Here is a 16,665-nt window from a genome sequence, read left to right as displayed (position 1 = left end):
GCATGGCGCTGGCCAAACGCATCATCCCTTGCCTGGACGTGGATAACGGCCGGGTTGTGAAGGGCGTTAAATTTGAGAACATCCGCGATGCGGGTGACCCGGTCGAGATCGCCCGCCGCTATGACGAGCAAGGGGCTGACGAGATTACCTTTCTCGACATCACCGCCAGCGTCGATTGTCGCGACACCACGCTGCATACCGTCGAGCGCATGGCCAGCCAGGTGTTCATCCCGCTGACCGTGGGCGGCGGCGTGCGCTGCATTCAAGACATTCGCAACCTGCTCAATGCCGGTGCCGACAAGGTGTCGATCAACACGGCGGCGGTGTTCAACCCGGAGTTTGTGGGCGAAGCCGCGCAGCATTTCGGCTCGCAGTGCATCGTGGTCGCTATTGATGCGAAAAAAGTCTCGCAGCCGGGTGAAACCCCGCGTTGGGAAATCTTCACCCACGGCGGGCGCAAGCCGACCGGGCTCGACGCGGTCGAGTGGGCGATGAAGATGGAAGGCTTGGGCGCCGGTGAGATCCTGCTGACCAGCATGGATCAGGACGGCATGAAAAGCGGCTTTGACCTGGGCGTGACCCGTGCCATCAGCGACGCGCTGGGCATTCCGGTCATCGCCTCCGGAGGCGTCGGCAACCTGCAGCATTTGGCCGATGGCATCCTGGAAGGCCACGCCAGTGCCGTGCTGGCCGCGAGTATTTTCCACTTCGGCGAATACACCGTGCCAGAAGCCAAGGCCTATATGGCCGAGCGCGGGATTGTGGTGCGCTAATAGCCTGGCCCTTCAGCGCCCGCAATGGGCGCTGATGTTTCATCGTTTGACCCAATCCGGCCACACGTCCAAAGGCTACTGGACAGCATGGCAAGCCCACGGCACTCTTTGCACACCATGGATTTGGGTAAACGTTATGTTTAAGCGTCTTTGTCTCTTGCTTGCCAGTTGCACGATGTTGCTGGTGAGTAGCGTGTTTGCGGCCCCGGCCGAGCGTCCAACGCTGGTGCTGCTGACTGAAAATTTCCCGCCTTACAACATGGCCAAAAACGGCAAGAACTTTGCACAGAACCAGAATCTTGAAGGCATTGCCGTCGATATTCTGCGTGAAACGTTCGAGCGTGCAGGCGTCGACTACAGCATGACCTTGCGCTTCCCTTGGCAGCGTATCTACAACCTGGCGATGGATAATCCCAATTACGGCGTGTTTGTGACGGCGCGGGTGCCTGAGCGTGAACACCTGTTCAAGTGGGTCGGCCCGCTTGGCCCGGACGACTGGGTGCTGCTGGCGCGGGCCAATAGCCCCATTCAGCTGACCACGCTTGAGCAAGCGCGGGCCTATCGAATAGGCGCTTACAAGGACGATGTGATCGCCATGTTCCTGGAGAAGCAGGGCTACGCGCCGGTGATTGTGTTACGCGACCAGGACAACGCCAGAAAGCTGCAGGCCGGTCACATCGACCTGTGGGCCACGGGTGATCCGGCGGGGCAGTTTTTGGCCCGGCAAGTGGGTATTTCAGGGTTCAAGACGGTGCTGCGGTTTAATCAGGCTGAGCTGTTTCTGGCGTTGAACAAGCAAGTGCCCGATGCCGTGGTGAGCAAATTGCAAGCCGCGCTGGATGAGCTCAAGGCCGAAGGCGAACTGGACAAAATCCGCGCCCGCTACCTCTAACTCAACCCCGGCTTCGCGATCTTTTGATTGTTTAAAAGATCGCGAGGCAAGCTCGCTCCTACAGAGGTGTTTTAGCGATAAATCCCATTCTTGCCATGCGCGTCCATCGCCTGATTGCTGCGCACGCCGATCATTTGTTTGATGTCGATCCAGTCGATGCCCTGGGCTTTGAGCGTGGGCAGTTCGCGTTCGAGCACGGCGAGGGTTTGCGGGTAGGGGTGGCCGATCATGACCACGGAGCCGTGGCTGCGTGCGTGTTTGATCGCGGTGTTGAGCTGCTGGGTGATGGCGTCTTCGGTGCGTACGTTGTCCAGGAACACGTCCCGCGACACGCTGGCCAGGCCGATTTTTTGCGCCTCGGCCGCGGCAACCGTTTTGGCGCTGGTGCGGCTGTCGACGAAGAATTTGTGCCGCTGTTGCAACTCGCCCATCAACCAGGCCATCGCCCGCGGCTGAGCGGTCATGCGGCTGCCTTCATGGTTGTTGATGCCGCTGGTGTAGGGCACGGCCTTGAATGCCGCATCGAGGCGTTTGGCCAGTTCCTCCAGCGGCAGGTCAGGGTGCCAGGCAAACGGCCCCGTGGCCGGGTCCATTGGCATATGCAGAATGACGATTTTGCCCGCCTTGTGCGCCTCGCGGGCAAATTCAGCGGCGTGCGGGGTGTCGGGCATGATTGCCGTGGTCACCGGCCCCGGAAAGGCCAGTACACGCCGATCACGGGGCAGGTTTTGCCCCAGGTCGTCGATGATCAGGGTCAGGTACGCCTTGCGCGGTGCCTCGGGGGCGTTGGCAGGCGCCGCGTGGGCGGCGCCGCTCAGGCAGCAGAGCAGGGCGATGACAGACCAGAAGCGCACCCTTAATTGCCGCGCGTGATGCTCAAGCCTTTGAGCAGGCTCAAGGCCTGGCTCAACTGGTAGTCATCGTCTTGCGGCATGGGTTTGGCTTTGGTGCCGGAGCCGGTCGGTTTGTCTGCACCGCCGTTGCCGTTGCCGAGGTGACCTTGCAGGTCGGCCTCTTTGTAGTACTCGTTGTCTTGCTCGCGGGTGATCTTGGCGCGGTTGACTTCGATGTCCGGCACGATGCCCTGGGCCTGAATCGAGCGCCCGTTCGGGGTGTAGTACAGCGCAGTGGTGATCTTCAGTGCGCGGTCGTTGTTCAGCGGCAAGACGGTCTGCACCGAGCCTTTGCCGAAGCTTGGCGTGCCCATGACCACGCCACGCTTTTGATCCTGCAGGGCGCCGGCGACGATTTCGGATGCCGAGGCGCTGCCGCCGTTGATCAGCACCACCAGCGGCACGGCTTCGCTCAAGTCTTTGCCGGTGGCCGAGAAGCGCAGTTCGGAATTTGGCAGGCGGCCTTTGGTGTACACGATCAGGCCTTTCTTGATGAAGTGGTCGACCACTTCAACGGCCGATTGCAGCACGCCGCCCGGGTTGTTACGCAGGTCAAGGATGATGCCCTTGAGCTTCTTGTTGCCGTTTTCTTTGCGAAGTTTGGCCAGCGCCGCGGCGACTTCTTCGCCGGTCTTGACCTGGAACTGAGTAATGCGGATGTAGCCGTAACCGTCTTCGAGCAGTTGTGCCTTGACGCTCTTGACCTGGATATTGGCGCGGGTCAGCGTCACGTCGAACGGTGCACCGCCACCGCGAACCAGGGTCAGGGTGATTTTTTGGCCGACCTTGCCGCGCATTTTGTCCACAGCTTCGGTCATGGTCAGGCCGTTGGTAGGCTGGCCATTGATCTTGACGATAAAGTCGCCCGCCTGGATGCCGGCTTTGCTGGCGGGGGTGTCATCGATTGGCGAGACGATTTTGATATTGCCGTCTTCCGAGCCGACTTCGATGCCCAGGCCGCCGAACTCGCCGCTGGTGCTTTCTTGCAGCTCGGCGAAGTCTTCGGGGCCCAGATACGCAGAGTGCGGGTCAAGGTTGCTGAGCATGCCCTTGATGGCGTTCTCCAGCAGGGTCTTGTCGTCTACCGGTTCAACATACGCGGCCTTGATGCGGTCCATGACCTCGGCAAATGTACGCAGCTCTTCCAGCGGCAGCGGTGCCTTGGCGCTGGCAGCGGCCGCTGGCTGAGCGACTGGCTGGGCAGCAAACACCAGGGGTGATCCAATCACCAGAGCGATCGTCAGGGCCAGCGAGTTGAGGCGGGACAAGTGCGGCATGTTGAACGAACTCCTACGTATTAAAGGTGATGGCACTCATCCTTGAGTGCGGCACCATTGTGCAGGGTCGCTGGGGCGGCCCTGCTGACGAATAGCAAAGTACAGCGCTGGTGTGGCTTGCCCACCGCTGTTGCCCACGGTGGAGATCACATCGCCAGCTTTTACAATGTCTCCAGCAGACTTAAGCAGGGTCTGATTGTGGCCATACAAGCTTAAGTAACCGTTACCGTGGTCCAGAATGACCAGTTGCCCGGCGCCGCGCAGCCAGTCGGCAAACACCACCCGACCGCCGTGCACCGCGTGCACCTGGGTGCCCGCATTGGCGCTGATCATCACCCCGTCCCACTTGGCACGGGCGTCATCGCCACGGCTTTCACCGAAGCGGGCAAGCAATCGACCATCAACCGGCCAAGGAAGTTTGCCCCGTGCCTGAGAAAAAGGTCCGCCATAAGAGACGCCCGCACTTGAAACCAAGGCACCTGGGGTGGACTTGACCACTTTGCGCGGGGCGTCGGTAGCCACCGATTCAGCCTCACGCTGGCGTTTCTTTTCGGCTTCCTGTTGCGCGATCAGGGCTTTTTGCCGCGCCTCTTCGGCTTCGCGGGCCTGACGGGCGAGGGTTTCTTCAATGGTCTTGAGGACTTTAGCCAGATCTGCCTGATCCTGCTCGCGAGCTTGTAACTTTTGATCGCGGTTTTTGACGTCGGCGTTGATCTTGGCCAGCACTTGCTGGCGGTCAGCGCGGACTTTGTCGAGTTCGGCGCGCTGGCTGTCCAGGCTGCTTTTTTGTGTCAGCAGTTGTGCCTGTTGCGTGTTGATGTCGGATTCGACATTGGCCAACTGGCGCAGGGTTTCGTTAAACCCTTTGAGCTGGGCCAGACGGGCCTGGCTCAGGTAATCGTAATAGGTGAGGGTTCGGGCGAACTTCTCGGGGTTCTGCTGGTTGAGCAGCAGCTTGAGGTATTCCTGACGGCCACCTTGATACGCGGCCCGGGCTTGAATGGCGATCAGACGTTGCTGTTCAACTTTTGCGCTGTTGAGTTTTTTCTTCTCACTATCAAGGCGCAGCAACTCGCCTTCACTCTTTTTTAGTTCTTGTTGCAGGGCCTCCACCTGCTTTTCCAGCTTGCCGATTTCAGTTTCGGTGCTGCGCAGGTCTTTTTGCGCTCCGGATTTTTCTTCCTGGAGCTTGCCGAGGAGCTTTTTCAGCTCGCCAATGTCCTGACGCGTGGCTTCCAGCTGCTGTTGAGTTTGCGCGCGCTCGTCGGCAAACGCCGGTTGGAGCAAGCATGTGAGGGTCAGAGCTATAAGGGCGCGAAGCATGGGGCGGGCGACACCTGGAGGAACGGGACGGCCTAGTATGCCCGCCAACGTTGTCTATAAGGAATGGATGAAGGTGAAATTGTGGCCTGAATCCGGTGTGCTCAGAACGTTGTAGTCGCTGCCGCAGGCTGCGATAAGGGCCGAAGGCCCTTCAATAAAGCAGGGCCGCTGTGCGCCCCATCGCAGCCTGCGGCAGCGACTACAAGGCGTTTACGCGTCGACCAGGATGCTGGTGCCGGTCATTTCTTTGGGCTGTGGCAGGCCCAGCAGCTTGAGCATGGTCGGTGCGACGTCAGCCAATACACCGCCTTCGCGGACTTTAAGCGCACGCTTGCCAACGTAGATGAACGGTACGGGTTCGCAGGTGTGGGCGGTGTGCGCCTGACCAGTAGACTCGTCTTCCATCTGTTCAACGTTGCCGTGGTCAGCGGTGATCAGCGCTTCGCCGCCCACCTTGTCCAGCGCTTCAACGATACGGCCCACGCAGGCGTCCAGGCATTCAACGGCTTTGACGGCGGCATCGAACACACCGCTGTGGCCGACCATGTCGCCGTTGGCGTAGTTGACCACGATCACGTCGTAACGCTGGTGCTCGATGGCATCGACGATTTTGTCGGTGACTTCAGGCGCGCTCATTTCTGGCTGCAGGTCGTAGGTCGCAACTTTCGGCGACGGCACCAAAATGCGCTCTTCACCCGGGAACGGCTCTTCGCGGCCACCCGAGAAAAAGAACGTCACGTGGGCGTATTTTTCGGTTTCGGCAATGCGCAACTGGGTCTTGCCGTTTTTTGCCAGGTAATCGCCGAGCACGTTTTCCAGGCTGCCCGGTGCGAAAGCGCTCGGGGCCGGGATGCTGGCCGCGTACTGGGTCAGCATGACGAAGCCGGCCAGTTTCGGCTGGCGTGCACGTTCGAATTCCTTGAAGCCGTCTTCCACAAACACGCGGGTCAGCTCACGGGCGCGGTCGGCACGGAAGTTCATGAAGACCACGGCGTCGCCGTCTTCAACAGTCACTGGCTCACCAATGGTGGTGGCTTTGACGAACTCATCGCTTTCGCCACGGGCATACGCGGCTTCAAGGCCTTGTTGCGCGGTGGCAGCGTTGAACTCGCCTTTGCCGTCGACGATCAGGTTGTAGGCTTGCGCCACACGGTCCCAACGGTTGTCGCGGTCCATGGCGAAGTAACGGCCAATCAGGCTGGCGATACGGCCTTTGCCGAGGGTTTTGAAGGCCTCGTCCAGCAGCTCAATCGACGATGCAGCGCTTTTAGGCGGCGTGTCGCGGCCATCCAGGAAGGCGTGCAGGTAGATTTTTTCAGCGCCGCGTTTAACGGCCAGCTCGGCCATCGCGACCAGGTGGTCCTGGTGGCTGTGAACACCGCCATCCGACAGCAGGCCCATGATGTGCACGGCTTTGCCCGCGCCAACGGCTTTGTCTACCGCCGCGCAAATGGTCGGGTTCTCGAAGAACTCGCCATCGCGGATCGACTTGGTGACGCGGGTGAAATCCTGATAAACCACGCGCCCGGCGCCGAGGTTCATGTGGCCGACCTCGGAGTTACCCATTTGGCCGTCCGGCAGCCCCACATCCATGCCCGAACCTGAGATCAGGCCGTTTGGCATGCTGGCGGTAAGGCGATCAAGCACAGGTTTTTTGGCTGAATAGACGGCGTTGTAATCGTGACTTTCACTGTGACCGAAGCCATCCAGGATGATCAGGATCAGAGGTTTAGGCGTGGTAGTCATAGATCCCACTCGTGGCGTGGTTAATAGAAGTATCAAGAAGATGCGCAGTTTAAAGCGAAGTTCATGTGGCGTCACCGCCGGGCGGGGTTTGGCGGGCCATGGTGCCTGTGTATACTGGCCCACATTTTCACGCCCTGGAACCTTCTGATGGTTGATCACCTGATTGCATTTGCCACTTCTCACTACCTGCTTGTAGGCGCGTTTGTCATCTTGTTGGCGTTGTTGATCGCCCATGAGGTGAGCCGCGGCGGCCGCAGCGTCAGCACCGGCGAACTGACCGGCCTGGTCAATCGCGACGAAGGCGTGGTGATTGATATTCGCCCGGCCAAAGACTTTGCTGCCGGCCACATTGTGGGTGCGCTGAACATTCCGCAAGACAAACTGATGGCGCGCATTGCCGAACTGGACAAGCACAAGGGCAAGACCCTGATCCTGGTGGATGCAGCTGGCCAGCACTCCGGCACGCACGCACGCGAACTGCTCAAGGCTGGCTACAATGCCGCCAAGCTGTCCGGTGGTATTGCGACCTGGCGTGCAGATAACCTCCCAGTGGTGAAGTAACTATGTCCAAGGTCATCGTATATTCCAGCGACTATTGCCCTTACTGCATGCGAGCCAAGGCTTTGCTGGAGAAAAAGGGTGTTGCCTTCGAAGAAATCAAAGTCGACGGCAAGCCTCAAGTTCGTGCAGAAATGACCCAAAAGGCAGGTCGTACCTCCGTTCCGCAAATCTGGATCGGCGAGCGGCATGTGGGTGGATGCGATGACCTGTTTGCGCTCGAACGCGCAGGTAAATTGGATGCGCTGCTGAACGTCTGACTCTCATTCTCTAAAGCCCCAAGATGATCAAGGATCTGTGATGACTGACCAACAGAACACCGCTGCTGTTAGCGACGAAGACACTGCTCCACAATTCTCCCTGCAGCGTATTTACGTACGTGACCTGTCGTTTGAAGCGCCGAAAAGCCCGGCCATCTTCCGTCAGCAGTGGGAGCCGAGCGTTGCTTTGGACCTCAACACCCGCCAAAAGCCACTGGAAGGCGACTTCTTTGAAGTGGTTCTGACCTTGTCGGTCACCGTGAAAAACGCTGAAGAAGTGGCGTTTATTGCTGAAGTTCAGCAGGCTGGCATCTTCCTGATCAAAAACCTTGATCAAGCTTCGATGAGCCACACCCTGGGCGCGTTCTGCCCGAACCTGCTGTTCCCGTATGCCCGCGAAACTCTGGACAGCCTGGTTGTTCGTGGTTCGTTCCCGGCGTTGATGCTGGCTCCGGTGAACTTCGATGCTCTGTACGCCCAAGAGCTGCAGCGCATGCAAGAAGAAGGCAGCGCGACTGTTCAGTAAACAGCGCCCCGCCCATAAAAAAAGCGCCTGAATGGCGCTTTTTTTATGGGTAACGTTGTATCCGCGGCTACTTAAACCCCAACTGGCGCCAGGCTTCGTAAACGGCCACAGCCACGGTGTTGGACAGGTTCAGGCTGCGGCAGCCTTCGCGCATGGGCAGGCGCAGGCGGTGATCGCTGTCTTGTGCGTCGAGCACCTCAGGCGGCAGGCCACGGCTTTCAGGGCCGAAGATAAAGGCGTCGCCTTCAGCAAACTGCACATCGTGGAACGGCCGCGAGCCTTTGGTGGTAAAAGCGAACAGGCGTGGATGGCCCAGGCTTTCCAGGCAACTGGCCAGGTCGGCATGGCGCTTGAGCGGCGCGTATTCGTGATAATCCAGACCTGCCCGGCGCAAGCGCTTGTCGTCCAGCTCAAAACCGATAGGCTCGATCAAGTGCAGGTGGCAGCCGCTGTTGGCGCAGAGCCTGATAATGTTGCCGGTATTCGGCGGAATTTCTGGTTGAAAAAGGATGACGTGAAACATGCACGGCTCCGAATATAAAGATGGGCAGCATTCTACGCCTGAAGAGGACCCAAGGCCGAAACTATGGCCACGGGTTTTAGGTTCTTTGGCGATAGTCGGTGTGATGATCGGGATGATGATCGGCCGTTTGACGATGCCTGAGCCGACTGAGCTGCAGCAGATAGAGGTCCAGCCGCAGGGGTTGGTGGTGTGGTTTAACCACGAGCCCAAGCTGCACGGCGAATGGGTGGATGGCACCCTCGGGCTGTTATTCGCGGCCAAGGGCCAGCCGCAAAACGGCCAGCTTAAGGTGAACGGTAGGGATGTGAACTGGCGGGTGAGTCGCACCGATGCGGGCGTGATGTTGACCCTGGTGGCGGCCCGCGCCTTGAAGGGCGACTGGGCCGGTGCGCCGCAGGATGGGCGCTGGCGGCTGCAGGTGAACCTGCAAGAGTAATAAAAGAGGGAGTCCCGGCCTGCCTGTACCAGGCTCCCCAAAAGCGTTGAGCGCGTTGATGCGGGTGGCATCAAGGCTGTGGTGTAAAAGAAGGGAGTCCCGGCCTGCCTGTACCGGGTTCCCTAAAAGCGTTGTGCGCGTTGATGCAGATGGCATCAAGGCTGCGGTGTAAAAGTGGGGAGTCCTGGCCTGCCTGTACCAAGGTCCCCTAAACCGGTGTTGCTTAGGTAACAGGGTTATTGCAGGGCGCGTGCCAGTTTTGTTTTTTGGCTGTTATTTTCTTTGCATAGACGCAAAATCCCCGGAATCCGGGGCTTTTGTGTGTGGGGCGGGTGTGATGTGTGCAGCAGGTTAGAGGCTTTGGGGTATGCAGTGCACAGAAGTGGGGCGAGATGCATACGAGTGGTGCGGTGTTCATAAACATGTAGGAGCGAGCTTGTCTCGCGATCTTTTAAAAGATCAAAAGATCGCGAGGCAAGCTCGCTCCTACAGTTAACGGCGTTTAAGCGTCGTCGCCGTCATCCTCGTCGCCGTCGATTTTCATGCCCAGCTCTTTGATCTTACGGGTCAGGGTGTTGCGGCCCCAGCCCAGCAACACGGCGGCATCGCGGCGGCGGCCAGCGGTGTGTTTGAGGGCTGTCTCGATCATGATGCGCTCAAAGGTCGGCACCGCGCTGTCGAGCAGGCTCGACTGGCCACGGCCCAGCGCCTGATCGGCCCATTGACGCAACGCTTGCTCCCAGTTGGTCACCGGCGACGCGTCTTGATGCAGGTTCAGCAACTCGGGGGGCAAGTCGCTGATGTGCACTTCGCGGCCCGAAGCCATTACCGTGATCCAGCGGCAGGTGTTTTCGAGCTGGCGCACGTTGCCTGGCCACGGGAGGTTGCGCAGGTATTGCTCGGTTTCGGCTTTCAGCAGTTTTGGCTCGACCGACAGCTCTTGCGCCGCGCTGCTGAGAAAGTGCCGCGCCAGCGTCGGGATGTCTTCGCGACGATCTGACAAACGCGGAATATGGATGCGGATGACGTTCAGGCGGTGGAACAAGTCTTCACGGAACTTGCCGGCCTGCACCAGGGTTTCGAGGTTCTGATGGGTCGCGGCAATGATGCGCACGTCGACCTTGACCGGAATATGCCCGCCCACCCGGTAGAACTCGCCATCGGCCAGCACGCGCAGCAGGCGCGTCTGAGTGTCGGCTGGCATGTCGCCGATTTCGTCGAGGAACAACGTACCGCCGTCGGCTTGTTCAAAGCGCCCGCGACGCAGGTTGGCCGCACCGGTGAAGGCGCCTTTTTCGTGGCCGAACAGCTCGGACTCCATCAGGTCCTTGGGGATCGCCGCCATGTTCAACGCAATAAAGGGCGAAGCCGCCCGCGGGCTGTGGCGATGCAGGGCGTGGGCGACCAGCTCTTTACCGGTGCCGGATTCGCCGTTTATCAGCACGGTGATGTTGGAGTGACTGAGGCGACCAATGGCGCGAAACACCTCCTGCATCGCCGGCGCTTCGCCAATGATCTCGGGGGTGGGGGCCGCTGCGGGCGCTACGGCCAGGCCTTGTTGCTCCTGGGCGTGCTGATTGGCACGCTTGACCAGCGACACGGCCTCGTCAACGTCAAACGGCTTGGGCAGGTATTCAAACGCGCCGCCCTGATAAGAGGCGACAGCGCTGTCCAGGTCGGAATGCGCGGTCATGATGATCACGGGCAGGCGCGGATGCTGTGCGCGGATCTTGGCCAGCAGGTCGAGGCCACTGGCGCCCGGCATGCGGATGTCAGAAATGATCACGTCCGGCTGCTGACGAGCCAGACGGCTCATCACCCCATCGGCGCTGTCGAAGCTCTGCGTGGTCATGCCTTCCTGTTGCAAGGCTTTTTCCAGGACCCAACGGATTGAACGGTCGTCGTCGACGATCCACACGGTTTCACTTCGGCTCATGTCGATGCGGCTCCTTGTTCCAGTGGTAGAAAGATCGAGAAGAGTGTGTGGCCAGGCTGGCTTTCACACTCGATCAATCCCTGGTGCTGACTAATGATGTTCTGGGTGATGGCAAGGCCCAGCCCGGTGCCATCCGGGCGTCCGCTGACCATCGGAAAGAAGAGGGTGTCGTGCAGCTCAGGCGGGATGCCCGGGCCGTTGTCGATGATTTCAATTTTGGTCACCAGCCGGTGGCGTACATGGCCGATGGTGAACTGGCGCATGGCCCGGGTCCGCAAGGTGATGCGGCCCAGGCGCAGCTCGTTTTGAGCGCTGATGGCCTGCATCGCGTTGCGCACAATATTGAGCACGGCCTGGATCATCTGTTCACGGTCGATTAGCAGGTCAGGCAGGCTCGGGTCGTAATCGCGCACCAGCGTGATGTCGCCCTGGGTCTCGGCTTCGACCAGATTGCACACGCGTTCGAGCACTTCGTGCACGTTGGTCATGGCCAGCGACGGTAGCTTGTTGGAGCCCAGCATGCGGTCCACCAGGTTACGCAGGCGGTCGGCTTCTTCGATGATGACGTTGGTGTAGTCGCGCAGGTTTTCATCGGGCAGCTGGCGCGCCAACAATTGCGCCGCGCCGCGAATGCCGCCCAGCGGGTTTTTGATTTCGTGAGCCAGACCGCGCACCAGCATCTTGCTGGTTTCTTGCTTGGACAACTGCGCTTCCTCTTTGGTGATGCGCAGCAGCCGGTCGCGTGGGTGCACTTCGAGCAGCAGCATGGTGCCCGCCGTGCTCAAGATTGGCGTGACCGCGTAATCGACGGTCAGGGTCTGGCCGGTGGCAGAGGTCAGCAGCGCTTCTCGTTTGGTAAACGGGTGCGCTTGCTCAACCGCCAGACGCAGCGATTGCAGGGCCTCGGTGGTCTCGGTGAACAGTTCGCTGATGAATTGCCCATGGCTGCGCTGCCCACTGATGGCCAGCAGCATTTCCGCCGCCGGGTTCATGTACTCAAGACGCAGAGCGTCATTGAGTAACAACGTGGCGGTGGTCAGGTTGTCGAGTAACAGTCGGTGCAGGGCATCACTGATGGTCATGGGCCGATCCCGGATTGCGTGCGCGGGTGAGGCGCTGGTGCAAGGAAAATGCAAAAAACAAACCAAGGCTCCGAAAAGAAGCGCTAATTGCCTGAAATAAGGACTTGGAGGCCGTCTGGATCGCGTACCGGCTCGGTCAATGAGGCTTTTTGAACCAAAGTGGGCTGGTAACGGCGTCATCGCGCAGCTATTGCACCAATATAGTGCAACTTGGCTGAATAGATTCAGTTTCTCTCAAAAGCGCCGATGTTCGGGTTTGCGGGGGGGGAGGAGGCGGGGGTGTGGCAGTTGGAAAACTACCAGCGGGCTCTTGCTCGGGCAGCAGGTGTTGTGGATTGTTGACGGGGATAATTGCCACAGCAGGCTGGCGGTTAAGGGGTGCCAGTGTCATCGGCGTGTTGTTGGACGGCTCATGAGGAGTGTTGCTGTAGTGAGTCGTGCCGTGATCGTCGAGGTGTTTGTACACCTGCGCGCTCGCGGGCAGCGCGAGCACGCAGAGGCTTATAAAAAAGTAGCGCACCAGCCGATTACTGCGACAGTGGCATGCCCTTACCGCCCGCATAGAACACGATCAGCTCAACGGGCTGGTTACCGCTGGTTCCGCGATGTTCTGTTTGCACCACTTCGGGCAACACCTGGCCGGGCTTGAGCAACAATTTGTGTTTGCCGTCCCGGGTTTCTACAAATAGTTCGCCCGACAGCACGTAAGCCACGTTGGGCATGGGGTGCGTGTGCCAACCGAGTGCAGTGTTGGCCGGGATGATGATTTTGAGAACGGTGATTTCAGGCGGGCCAAGAGGATAGGGGGCGTAAGGTGCACCATCCCAGGATTCACTGGTTTTGATCAATTGCTCGACTGTGACGCCAGGCGTTTTGCTGGTGCATCCCAACAACGTCAGGCAGGCCAGTGATAGCAGCAGGGCTTTTATTTTAAGAGTGAGCGTCATGTCGGCGTCCGTAGGGTGAGTTGCCTCAAACTACAGATCGCGCTCTAAAGTGGCTGTCAGGCGCAGGAGATATGTTCTGCGAGTTTGCGCGTATTGCCGTAAGACGTTTCGCATAAAAAAGGCCTCCCGAAGGAGGCCTTTCACATCACGCCGCTAGCGCGGGTGAGTCTGGATTAGCAGCTGTAGTACAGCTCGTATTCCAGTGGGTGTACGAAGGTACGTACTTTGATTTCTTCTTCGCTTTTCAGGGCGATGTAAGCGTCGATGAAGTCGTCGCTGAAAACGCCGCCTTTGGTCAGGAACGCACGACCTTTGTCCAGCTCTTCCAGGGCTTCTTTCAGGCTGCCGCACACTTGTGGGATCTGCTTGGCCTCTTCTGGCGGCAGGTCATACAGGTTTTTGTCAGCAGCATCGCCAGGGTGGATCTTGTTCTGGATGCCGTCCAGGCCAGCCATCAGCAGTGCAGCGAAGCACAGGTACGGGTTGGCAGCCGGGTCCGGGAAACGTGCTTCGATACGGCGAGCCTTAGGGCTGGACACGTAAGGAATACGGATCGAAGCGGAGCGGTTACGCGCCGAGTAAGCCAGCATTACTGGGGCTTCGAAGCCTGGAACCAGACGCTTGTAGGAGTTGGTTGCCGGGTTGGTGAAGCCGTTCAGGGCCTTACCGTGCTTGATGATGCCGCCGATGAAGTACAGAGCGGTGTCGGACAGGCCGGCATAGCCTTCGCCTGCGAAGGTGTTCTTGCCATCTTTCCAGATGGACATGTGAACGTGCATGCCCGAGCCGTTATCGCCATACAGAGGCTTAGGCATGAAGGTCGCGGTGCGGCCGTATGCATCGGCAACGTTGTGCACGACGTATTTCAGGGTCTGGGTTTCGTCGGCTTTCTTCACCAGGGTGTTGAACTTGACGCCGATTTCGTTCTGGCCGGCAGTCGCCACTTCGTGGTGGTGAACTTCAACGGTCAGGCCCATTTCTTCCAATGCGCTGCACATGGAGGTACGGATTTCGTGGTCGTGGTCGAACGGTGGCACCGGGAAGTAGCCGCCTTTAACGCCTGGACGGTGACCTTTGTTGCCGCCTTCGATGTCCTGGTCGGACATCCAAGAACCTTGCTCGGAGTAGATTTTGAACATCGAGCCGGAAATGTCCGACTTGAATTTAACCGAGTCAAAGATGAAGAACTCTGGCTCCGGGCCAGCGAATACGGTGTCGCCGATGCCGGTCGCTTTCAGGTGCTCTTCAGCGCGCTTGGCGATTGCACGTGGGTCACGGTCGTAACCCTGCATGCTCGAAGGTTCGATGATGTCGCACACCAGGATCAGCGTAGGCTGCTCGGTGAACGGGTCCAGAACAGCCGTGCTGTCGTCTGGCAGCAGGATCATGTCGGACGCTTCGATGCCTTTCCAGCCAGCAATGGAGGAACCGTCGAACATTTTGCCGTCGGTGAAGAAGTCTTCGTCCAACGCATCACGGGCCGGCATGGTCACGTGATGTTGTGTGCCCTTGGTGTCAGTGAAGCGCAGATCAATCCATTTAACGTCATGATCTTTGATGAGTTGAACCGACTTCGACATAGTGTCCTCCGGGGTGGCTTAGGGCTGGTAGTGGAGTAGCCCTTTAAATGTGGTTGATGCCGGCGCGAATACTCGGCCAAGGCAACCTGCCTCACAAGGGAGCAAATTGCATGCCAGTGCCCCGACTTGCCCCAATCTCAAGCAGGGCAGCCCACAAGACTACGGATTCACGGCCCTAATCGCACTCAAATGAAGCGAAATAAGTGCTTTATGAACCATTTTGGTGCGATGAAAACCGTTTGTACGATAACTGGTTAAACCTTGAGCAATTTCCGCTATAATCCGCGCCCCCCTTTTTTGGCAGGCTGCTCGCGCGCTGTTTTCATGAAACTAATTGTTAAAGTCTTCCCCGAGATCACTATCAAGAGCCGCCCGGTTCGGATGCGTTTCGTCCGTCAATTGGCTAAAAATATCCGTGCTGTGCTCCGCGATCTGGACCCGGCCGTGGTAGTGACAGGCGTGTGGGACAACATTGAGTTGCAAACCCGTGTGAGCGACCCCAAAGCCTTGAAGGAGATGACCGAGCGCCTGAGCTGCATGCCGGGCATCGCGCACTTCCTGCAAGTCGACGAGTACCCGCTGGGCGACTTCGATGACATCGTTGAAAAGTGCAAACTGCACTACGGCGATGTACTGGCCGGCAAAATCTTTTCAGTGCGTTGCAAGCGCGGCGGCAAGCACCCATTTACCTCGATGGAAGTCGAGAAATACGTCGGCAGCAAGCTGCGACGTGAATGCGGCGCGGCCGGTATTGACCTGAAAAATCCGGAAATCGAAGTCCGTTTCGAAATTCGCGACCAACGGTTGTTTGTGATTCACAGCCAGCACGACAGCATTGGCGGCTTCCCGCTGGGATCGCTGGAGCAGACCCTGGTGTTGATGTCCGGTGGTTTCGACTCCACCGTGGCGGCTTACCAGATCATGCGTCGCGGCCTGATGAGCCACTTCTGCTTTTTCAACCTCGGCGGGCGTGCTCACGAATTGGGCGTGATGGAAGTCGCGCACTATATCTGGAAGAAGTACGGCAGCTCGCAGCGCGTGCTGTTTGTGAGCGTTCCGTTTGAAGAAGTGCTGGGTGAAATTCTCGGCAAAGTCGACAACAGTCATATGGGCGTCATTTTGAAGCGTATGATGTTGCGCGCTGCGTCCCGTATTGCGGACCGCCTCGAAATTGATGCACTGGTCACCGGTGAAGCGATTTCCCAGGTGTCCAGCCAGACCTTGCCTAACCTGTCGGTGATCGACTGCGTGACTGACAAGCTGGTTTTGCGCCCGCTGATCGCCAGCCACAAGCAAGACATCATTGATCAGGCGAACGAGATCGGCACCGCCGATTTTGCCAAGCACATGCCTGAATATTGCGGGGTGATTTCGGTCAACCCCAAGACCCACGCCAAGCGTCCGCGTGTGGAGTACGAAGAACAACAGTTTGATATGGCCGTGCTTGAGCGTGCGCTTGAGCGGGCCAAACTGGTGCCGATCGATCGAGTGATCGACGAATTGGGCCAGGACTTGCAAGTCGAAGAGGTCAGCGAAGTGCTGGCGGGCCAGATCGTCATCGACATCCGTCACCCGGATGCCCAAGAGGATCAACCGCTGGAACTGGCTGGCATCGAAGTACAAGCGTTGCCGTTCTATGCATTGAACAGCCGCTTCAAGGAACTGGATGAAACACGTCAGTACCTGTTGTATTGCGACAAAGGCGTGATGAGTCGCCTGCATGCTCACCATTTGCTCAGTGAGGGACATGCCAATGTGCGCGTTTATCGACCGAGCTAAGAGCCCGGGGCTGTTTGCCTGTGGCCTGCGTCACCGGCCCCCCGACGCCACCGTCAAGTTGTAACGGCAAGGCCTGACTCTACTGTTAATCGCTGCCACGACCTGTCAGCACACCGAATCCTCTGATCGAGATA

General features: G+C 58.7%; 17 protein-coding genes. 7 read left to right on the top strand and 10 right to left on the bottom strand.

Going from position 1 to position 16,665, the window contains the following annotated elements:
* Positions 1-2: 2 nt before the first annotated feature.
* Together hisF and TU84_RS01830 are read left to right on the top strand one after the other, a co-directional pair.
* The gene (gene hisF / locus TU84_RS01835) at positions 3-773 is read left to right on the top strand and encodes an imidazole glycerol phosphate synthase subunit HisF (RefSeq protein ID WP_048366791.1); all 771 of its coding nucleotides are present in this window, start codon (positions 3-5) and stop codon (positions 771-773) included.
* A gap of 136 nt (positions 774-909) precedes the next feature.
* Entirely contained in the window at positions 910-1,665 is a 756-nt protein-coding gene (locus tag TU84_RS01830; RefSeq protein WP_048366790.1) for a substrate-binding periplasmic protein, read from the top strand.
* Positions 1,666-1,736: 71 nt separating this feature from the next.
* Here the strand turns inward: TU84_RS01830 and TU84_RS01825 are convergent, their stop codons facing one another.
* The 4 genes from TU84_RS01825 to gpmI form a co-directional block, all read right to left on the bottom strand.
* Positions 1,737-2,519, bottom strand: a complete 783-nt coding sequence (locus tag TU84_RS01825; protein WP_048366789.1) for a divergent polysaccharide deacetylase family protein — start codon at positions 2,517-2,519, stop codon at positions 1,737-1,739.
* Positions 2,520-2,521: 2 nt separating this feature from the next.
* The gene (locus TU84_RS01820; RefSeq protein WP_048366788.1) at positions 2,522-3,835 is read right to left on the bottom strand and encodes a S41 family peptidase; all 1,314 of its coding nucleotides are present in this window, start codon (positions 3,833-3,835) and stop codon (positions 2,522-2,524) included.
* 36 nt (positions 3,836-3,871) lie between these two features.
* On the bottom strand, positions 3,872-5,158 hold the full coding sequence (locus TU84_RS01815; RefSeq protein ID WP_048366787.1) for a murein hydrolase activator EnvC family protein: 1,287 nt from the start codon (positions 5,156-5,158) through the stop codon (positions 3,872-3,874).
* Between the two features lie 210 nt (positions 5,159-5,368).
* Positions 5,369-6,904: a 2,3-bisphosphoglycerate-independent phosphoglycerate mutase gene (gene gpmI, locus TU84_RS01810; RefSeq protein ID WP_048366786.1), complete on the bottom strand. Its 1,536-nt coding sequence runs from the start codon at positions 6,902-6,904 to the stop codon at positions 5,369-5,371.
* Positions 6,905-7,051: 147 nt separating this feature from the next.
* Here gpmI and TU84_RS01805 point away from each other — a divergent pair, with 147 nt between their 5' ends.
* The 3 genes from TU84_RS01805 to secB are packed head-to-tail and all read left to right on the top strand — an operon-like array spanning position 7,052 to position 8,248.
* Positions 7,052-7,465 carry a rhodanese-like domain-containing protein gene (locus tag TU84_RS01805; protein ID WP_048366785.1) on the top strand — a complete coding sequence of 138 codons (414 nt, stop codon included), beginning with the start codon at positions 7,052-7,054 and terminating at the stop codon, positions 7,463-7,465.
* Between the two features lie 2 nt (positions 7,466-7,467).
* Entirely contained in the window at positions 7,468-7,722 is a 255-nt protein-coding gene (gene grxC, locus TU84_RS01800) for a glutaredoxin 3 (RefSeq protein ID WP_048366784.1), read from the top strand.
* Positions 7,723-7,762: 40 nt separating this feature from the next.
* On the top strand, positions 7,763-8,248 hold the full coding sequence (gene secB, locus TU84_RS01795) for a protein-export chaperone SecB (protein ID WP_048366783.1): 486 nt from the start codon (positions 7,763-7,765) through the stop codon (positions 8,246-8,248).
* A gap of 67 nt (positions 8,249-8,315) precedes the next feature.
* Here the strand turns inward: secB and trmL are convergent, their stop codons facing one another.
* Positions 8,316-8,771 carry a tRNA (uridine(34)/cytosine(34)/5-carboxymethylaminomethyluridine(34)-2'-O)-methyltransferase TrmL gene (gene trmL / locus TU84_RS01790; protein ID WP_048366782.1) on the bottom strand — a complete coding sequence of 152 codons (456 nt, stop codon included), beginning with the start codon at positions 8,769-8,771 and terminating at the stop codon, positions 8,316-8,318.
* Here trmL and TU84_RS01785 point away from each other — a divergent pair.
* Positions 8,770-9,207 carry a hypothetical protein gene (locus tag TU84_RS01785; protein ID WP_048366781.1) on the top strand — a complete coding sequence of 146 codons (438 nt, stop codon included), beginning with the start codon at positions 8,770-8,772 and terminating at the stop codon, positions 9,205-9,207. The two genes, trmL and TU84_RS01785, sit on opposite strands and share 2 nt — an antisense overlap.
* A gap of 502 nt (positions 9,208-9,709) precedes the next feature.
* Here the strand turns inward: TU84_RS01785 and ntrC are convergent.
* The 5 genes from ntrC to glnA form a co-directional block, all read right to left on the bottom strand.
* The gene (ntrC, locus tag TU84_RS01780) at positions 9,710-11,143 is read right to left on the bottom strand and encodes a nitrogen regulation protein NR(I) (RefSeq protein WP_048366780.1); all 1,434 of its coding nucleotides are present in this window, start codon (positions 11,141-11,143) and stop codon (positions 9,710-9,712) included.
* Positions 11,140-12,225, bottom strand: coding sequence for a nitrogen regulation protein NR(II) (glnL, locus tag TU84_RS01775; protein ID WP_048366779.1), 1,086 nt, complete (start codon positions 12,223-12,225; stop codon positions 11,140-11,142). Before glnL ends, ntrC begins: the two co-directional genes overlap by 4 nt.
* Positions 12,226-12,412: 187 nt before the next feature.
* On the bottom strand, positions 12,413-12,787 hold the full coding sequence (locus tag TU84_RS25370) for a DUF4124 domain-containing protein (RefSeq protein WP_082148604.1): 375 nt from the start codon (positions 12,785-12,787) through the stop codon (positions 12,413-12,415).
* On the bottom strand, positions 12,753-13,172 hold the full coding sequence (locus TU84_RS01770; protein WP_048366778.1) for a cupin domain-containing protein: 420 nt from the start codon (positions 13,170-13,172) through the stop codon (positions 12,753-12,755). Before TU84_RS01770 ends, TU84_RS25370 begins: the two co-directional genes overlap by 35 nt.
* A gap of 173 nt (positions 13,173-13,345) precedes the next feature.
* Positions 13,346-14,752, bottom strand: coding sequence for a type I glutamate--ammonia ligase (gene glnA, locus TU84_RS01765; protein WP_048366777.1), 1,407 nt, complete (start codon positions 14,750-14,752; stop codon positions 13,346-13,348).
* Positions 14,753-15,076: 324 nt separating this feature from the next.
* Here glnA and thiI point away from each other — a divergent pair, with 324 nt between their 5' ends.
* Complete coding sequence (gene thiI, locus TU84_RS01760) at positions 15,077-16,531, top strand: tRNA uracil 4-sulfurtransferase ThiI (RefSeq protein WP_048366776.1); 1,455 nt, start codon at positions 15,077-15,079, stop codon at positions 16,529-16,531.
* Positions 16,532-16,665: the final 134 nt, after the last annotated feature.

Origin of the sequence: Pseudomonas helleri (assembly GCF_001043025.1) — a bacterium.
Classification (GTDB): domain Bacteria; phylum Pseudomonadota; class Gammaproteobacteria; order Pseudomonadales; family Pseudomonadaceae; genus Aquipseudomonas; species Aquipseudomonas helleri.
The sequence above is the reverse complement of the archived record's forward strand: the minus strand, read 5'-3'. Positions and strand labels throughout refer to the sequence as shown.